At 73.1% G+C, this 5,749-nt stretch carries 5 protein-coding genes; 1 reads left to right on the top strand and 4 read right to left on the bottom strand.

The features are described 5' to 3' along the window. Window positions 1-48 precede the first annotated feature (48 nt). Window positions 49-1,095 (bottom strand): NAD(P)-dependent alcohol dehydrogenase, encoded by a 1,047-nt coding sequence (locus ACFWNV_RS39085; protein WP_383956939.1) that lies wholly within the window; start codon window positions 1,093-1,095, stop codon window positions 49-51. A 254-nt stretch (window positions 1,096-1,349) separates the two neighbouring features. Between ACFWNV_RS39085 and ACFWNV_RS39090 the strand changes: the two genes are divergently transcribed. Continuing rightward, entirely contained in the window at window positions 1,350-2,276 is a 927-nt protein-coding gene (locus ACFWNV_RS39090) for a helix-turn-helix transcriptional regulator (protein WP_383956942.1), read from the top strand. Between the two features lie 10 nt (window positions 2,277-2,286). Here the strand turns inward: ACFWNV_RS39090 and ACFWNV_RS39095 are convergent, their stop codons facing one another. From ACFWNV_RS39095 to ACFWNV_RS39105, 3 genes are all read right to left on the bottom strand, one after another. After that, complete coding sequence (locus ACFWNV_RS39095) at window positions 2,287-3,267, bottom strand: GNAT family N-acetyltransferase (protein WP_383956943.1); 981 nt, start codon at window positions 3,265-3,267, stop codon at window positions 2,287-2,289. A gap of 56 nt (window positions 3,268-3,323) precedes the next feature. Next, window positions 3,324-4,001 (bottom strand): ABC transporter ATP-binding protein, encoded by a 678-nt coding sequence (locus tag ACFWNV_RS39100; protein WP_383956945.1) that lies wholly within the window; start codon window positions 3,999-4,001, stop codon window positions 3,324-3,326. Between the two features lie 106 nt (window positions 4,002-4,107). Then, a complete protein-coding gene (locus ACFWNV_RS39105; protein ID WP_383956948.1) occupies window positions 4,108-5,589 on the bottom strand; it encodes an ABC transporter permease in 1,482 nt (493 codons plus the stop codon). Window positions 5,590-5,749 lie beyond the last annotated feature (160 nt).

The following is a 5,749-nucleotide window of genomic DNA, read 5'->3' on the forward strand; positions in this document are numbered from 1 at the left end:
GCGTGCCCCCGGGATCCGCCGTCACACGCAGGCCTGATGGCCGGAGGATCAGATGGTCGAGGTGTCGATGACGAAGCGGTAGCGGACGTCGCCCGACTGGACGCGCTCGTAGGCCTCGTTGACCTCCTCGGCGCGGATCACCTCGATGTCGGCGCCGAGCCCGTGCTCGGCGCAGAAGTCGAGCATCTCCTGCGTCTCGGCGATCCCGCCGATCATCGAGCCGGCCAGGGTCTTGCGGCCGCCGATGACGGAGAACAGGTTCAGCGAGACCGGCTCCTCCGGGGCGCCGACGTTCACCAGGGCGCCGTCCACCTTGAGCAGGCCCAGGTAGGCGTCGAGGGCGAGCGGCGCGGAGACGGTGGACACGATCAGGTCGAAGCGGCCGGCCAGCTCCTTGAAGGTGGCCTCGTCGCTGGTGGCGTAGAAGTGGTCGGCGCCCAGCTTGCGCCCGTCCTCCTGCTTGCGCAGGGTCTGCGAGAGGACGGTGACCTCGGCGCCGAGCGCGTGGGCGATCTTGACGCCCATGTGGCCGAGGCCGCCGAGGCCGACGACCGCGACCTGCTTGCCGGGGCCGGCCTGCCAGTGCTTGAGCGGGGAGTAGAGGGTGATGCCGGCGCACAGCAGCGGGGCCGCGATGTCGAGGGGGAGGCCGTCGGGGATGCGGACGGTGTAGTTCTCGTCGACGACCAGGTGCGTGGAGTAACCGCCGTACGTGGGCTCGCCGTTCTTGTCGAGGGCGTTGTACGTGCCGGTCATGCCCTTGGCGCAGAACTGCTCCTGCCCGGCGAGGCACTGCTCGCACTCGCGGCAGGAGTCGACGAAGCAGCCGACGCCCACCCGGTCGCCGACGGCGAACTTGGTGACCTCGGGGCCGACCTCGGCGACGACACCGGCGATCTCGTGGCCCGGGACCATGGGGTAGATGCCCTCGCCCCAGCCGTCGGTGACCTGGTGGATGTCGGAGTGGCAGATGCCGGCGAACTTGATGTCGATGAGTACGTCGTGGGCGCCGACCGGACGGCGCGGGACGGTGGTGCGCTCCAGCGGGGCCTTGGGCGCGGGAGCGGCGTAGGCGGCGACCTGGGTGACGGACACGGTGGGGCTCCTCGGAAGACTGTGCTGCGGCCGTACGGGATGGGCGTACGGGATTGCCGTGCGGTACTGCTGTGCGGGACTGCCGTGCAGTTCCGCTGTGCGGTACCGCCGTGCGGTGCTGCTGTGTGCTCACAGCCTGCACTCCTGCGCCCGGGACACCCATCCCCCTGCCCTGCCTAGGTCTGGCGGACCTACCCTTGGCGGGGTCAGGCTCGCGCCCCCGGCCCGTACGCCCGCGCGGCGATACTGGGGTAATGGACCAGCTTGATCAGCGAGCCGAGCTCGGCGAGTTCCTGCGCTCCCGGCGCGCCCGGCTGCGCCCCGAGGACGTGGGCCTACCCGACTACGGGCGCCACCGCCGGGTCCCCGGCCTGCGCCGCGAGGAGCTGGCGCAGCTGGCCGGGGTGTCGGTGGCGTACTACACGCGGCTGGAGCAGGGTCACGGCCAGAACGTGTCGGCGGAGATACTCGACGCCATCGCCCGGGCCCTGCGCCTGGACGGTACGGAGCGTGCGCACCTGAGCCACCTGGCCGGTCCCAAGCCCCGCAAGCGCCGCCAGGCCCCGCGCCCCCAGCAGGTCCGGCCGGAGCTGCGGACGCTGCTGGACGCGATGGACGGGGTGCCGGCGTACCTGGTCGGGCGGCGCCAGGACGTCATAGGCTGGAACCGGCTGGCGGCGGCGGTCTTCGGCGACTTCGGGGCGCTCCCGGCGCAGGAGCGCAACCTGGTGCGGCTGGTGTTCCTGGACCCGGCGACGGCCGAGCTGTTCGCGGACTGGGAGTGCCGGGCCTGCGAGGTGGTGAGCAACCTGCGCATGTACGCCGGGCAGTTCCCGGACGACGAACGGCTGTCCGCGCTGGTCGGTGAACTGTCCGTCAAGAACGAGGAGTTCCGCCGGCTGTGGGCGGCCCACACGGTGGCCGACAACAAGACGCACGGCGTCAAGCGACTGCGCCACCCGCTGGTCGGCGAGCTCCGGCTCTCCTTCGAGACCCTGTCCCTGCCGGACGACCCGGCGCAGTTCCTGGTCACCTACCACGCGCCCCCGGGCTCCCCGTCGGCCGACGCCCTCAGCCTCCTCGCCTCCTGGTCCGCGACGCCCGCGGGCCCGGACCGGGAGCAGGGACAGGCCCAGGGCCGGGAGCACGCCCCCGGCACCGTCGGGGAAGCCGCCCCGTAGCCCGGCGCGGCTACAGCGTCAGCTGGAAGTACCCGACCCCGCGCTCGCGCCGGTAGCCCAGGGCCGCGTTGACCGCGAGCATCGGGGCGTTGTCGTCCGCCACCGAGGTGGCGATGGTGCGCAGGTCCGGGTGGCGGGTCGCCTCCTCCGCGATCATGCGGAGCTTGACCGCGCGGCCGAGGCCGTGGCCCCGGTGGGCGGGGGCCACCACGGTGTCGTACTGGAGCGCGCGCGGGCCCGCCGGGTCGGGGAGGACCAGTTCCGTGTAGGCCGCCACCTCGCCGTCGGGGGTGACGGCGGCGACCGTGGTCAGGGCGCCTCCCCGGTCGAGGATCTTGCGCTGGACCGCGTGCAGGCGCTCCGCGGTCCAGGTCTGGATCTGCTGGTCCAGCTCCCCCGTCGGCGCGTCCTCCATCGAGCCGTGGGCGACGGCCACGGCGTGCGCCCATGCGTCGGGGACCAGTCCGGGCCAGCAGTGCAGCTCGTAGCCGGGCGCGGTGGACGCCGCCTCCCCCTTCGCCGCCTGCGCGCCCTGCACCCACCGCGCCTCCCGTACGTCCTGGACGTACCAGGCCATCGGCAGCACGTTCTCGAAGCCCAGGGACTCGGCGAAGGCCTGCCCCGGACCTCCGAGATCCACTTCCGCCGCCACCGAGGTACGGCCGTCCGCGAGCAGCTCCTCGCGGGCCCGCGCCCACAGGGCAGCGCCCGCGCCGCGCCGCCGCGCGTCCGGGCGTACCGTCAGCTCGTCCAGGAACGCGGTGTGCTCGTTGGCCCCGTCGGTGAACAGGACCAGCGAGGCGACCGCGTCGTCCGTGGCCCAGTACTCCGAGCGCCCCCGCACCGACGGCACCCGCAGCGCTCCGGCCACCTCCGTCCGGGAGGGGGGCGCAGTGCCCGGCCGGTCCGCCGTCCGGGCGGCTGCCAGGACGGCCCACCAGTGGTCGATCTCGCTGTCGGTCGGGGGCACGGAGAGCGCGGTGATCGTCATGCTCCGGACCCTAAACCGGTCCGCGGCGGCACGCCGGGGCCCTCCCCCGGCCGGGCTCAGGGGTTTTCGGTGACGGTCACCTTCCCCCGGCGGATCGTCGCCACCCGCGGGGCCCGCTTCGCGAGGGCGCTGTCGTGGGTGACCATGACGAAGGTCAGGCCGTGTTCCTTCCACAGCCCTTCGAGCAGTTCCATGACCTCGTCGCGCATGGACTCGTCGAGGTTGCCGGTCGGCTCGTCGGCCAGCAGCACCTTCGGCCGCTTCACCAGCGCCCGGGCGATGGCCACGCGCTGCTGCTGGCCGCCGGACATCTCCCCGGGCAGGTGCCCCATCCGCTCGCCGAGCCCCACGGAGTCCAGCGCCTCGGCGGCCCGGTCGCGCCGCTCGCGGGCCTTCAGCCCGAGCGGGACGAGGGCCGTCTCGACGTTCTCCTGGGCGGTGAGCGTGGGGATCAGGTTGAAGGACTGGAACACGAAGCCGATGTTCTCCGCGCGGACCCGCGTGAGGCGGGATTCGGAGACGGTGGCGAGGTCGAGTCCGTCGAGGACGATCTGTCCCGCCGTCGGCCGGTCCAGGGCGCCGAGCATCTGGAGCAGGGTGGACTTGCCGCCGCCGGTGGGGCCCTGGATGACGAGCCGGCCGCCGTCCTCGATGGTCAGGTCCACGCCGGCGAGGGCGTCGATGGATTCCTTGCCGCGCTGGTAGCGCTTGGTGACACCGGTGAGCTGGTACATCTCTGGTTCGTTCCCTCGGGTTGCGGGGCGGTGGGACGGACGGGCAGGCGGGCCGGCAGGCGTACGGACGGACGCACGAACGGCCGTACGAACCTGCGCCCGCGGGCTATTCGACGCGGCGCAGTGCGTCCGCCGGCCTCAGCCGGGAAGCGCGCCAGCCGCCGAAGCCGCCTGCGATCAGTCCGCCCGCGACGGCGAGCGCGACGGCCAGGCCGATGGTGGAGAGCGAGACGGGCGCGGTGAGCGCGATGTCGAGGGCCTTGCCGGCGCCCTGCCGGGCGGAGCGCATCATCCCGCCGCCACCGCCGCCCGGGCCCTGGCCCCGGCCGCCGCCGGCCGCGAGCTGCGCGGTCAGCTGCGGGCTGATCGCGGTGATGGCGTACGCGGCCGCGAGCCCGAGGCCGATGCCGAGCACTCCGCCGATGAGCCCGTTGACCAGGGCCTCGCCGGCGACCTGGCCGGTGACGCGGCCGCTCTTCCAGCCGAGCGCCTTGAGCGTGCCGAACTCGCGGACGCGCCGGGACACGGCCGAGGAGGTCAGCAGGCCGGCGACGAGGAAGGCGGCGAGGAGGACGGCGTACGAGAGCCACGTGCCGACCGTGGAGGCGAGGGAGGCGGCGGTGGAGAGCGAACCGGAGACGGTGTCGGCCAGGTCGGCGGAGGTGGTGACGGTGGTGTCCGGGACGTTCTTCTGGATGGCCTGCTTCACGGAGCCGATGGCCTGGGAGTCCTTGGCCTGGACGTAGACCGTGGTGATCTTGTCGGGGGTTCCGGCGAGGGTCTGGGCCTGCTTGAGCGGGACGTAGACGTTGGCGGCCGCGTCCCCGCTGTCGGCGGTGGCGATCCCGATCACCTTGAACTTCGAGCCCTTGACGGTGACTTCGGAGTCCACGGCGAGCTTGTTCTTCGTGGCGTAGGCGCTGTCGACGACGGCGACGGCCGCGTCGGTCTCCCCGGCCGCGAAGGTGCGGCCGGCGGTGATCTTGGAGGTGGTGAGCGGGCCCAGCTCGGGCCGGGTGACGTCCGCGCCGTAGACGGAGAAGGAGTTGACGTCGAAGTCGGCGCCGCCGCCCTCGACCGTACCGCCCTGGCCACCGCCCGTGGCGCCGGGCCGGGTGGCGGCTCCGCCGCCGGTCTGGCCCTCCGCGCGCTTGAACTCGCCGCGCTTGAACTGCCCGTTGACCTTCATCACCTGGAGGCTGAGGCCGCCGACGGCCTGCGCGACCCCGCTCTGGCCGGACACCTTGCCCACGGTCGCGGCGTCGAGGGTCTCGAAGCCCTGGGGCATCACGAGGTCGCTGCTCTGCTCGGACCCGGCATTCGCGTCGCCCTCGCCCTTCGCGTCGAACCTGAACCGGGGCCGGGCCGTGGTGTCGCCCTCGGCCGGCGGGGTCTGGGCCTTGGTCACGGTCATGTCCGTGCCGAGGCCGTAGAGCGACTGGAGGACCTTGCCCTGGGCCTGGGTCATGCCCGCCGAGACGGAGGTGACGACGATGACGAGGGCGATGCCCAGCGCGAGTCCGGAGGCGACGACGAGCGCCGCCTTCCTGCGGCGGCGCAGCTCGCGCCGGAGGTAGGTGAAGAACATGCGGCCGAAGTTAGGCAGCACCGGTGACGGCCGGATAAGCCGTCCATAAGAGCCGGATGAGAACCCGAACTCACAGCCGGCTGACAGGAATGCGGGTGCACGGGAACGCGCCGCCACGCACAGACGGACGGCGGGGAGCCCCCTGGCCGGGGCTCCCCGC

It is taken from the genome of Streptomyces sp. NPDC058401, from assembly GCF_042722885.1.
In the GTDB taxonomy this organism is placed as follows: domain Bacteria; phylum Actinomycetota; class Actinomycetes; order Streptomycetales; family Streptomycetaceae; genus Streptomyces.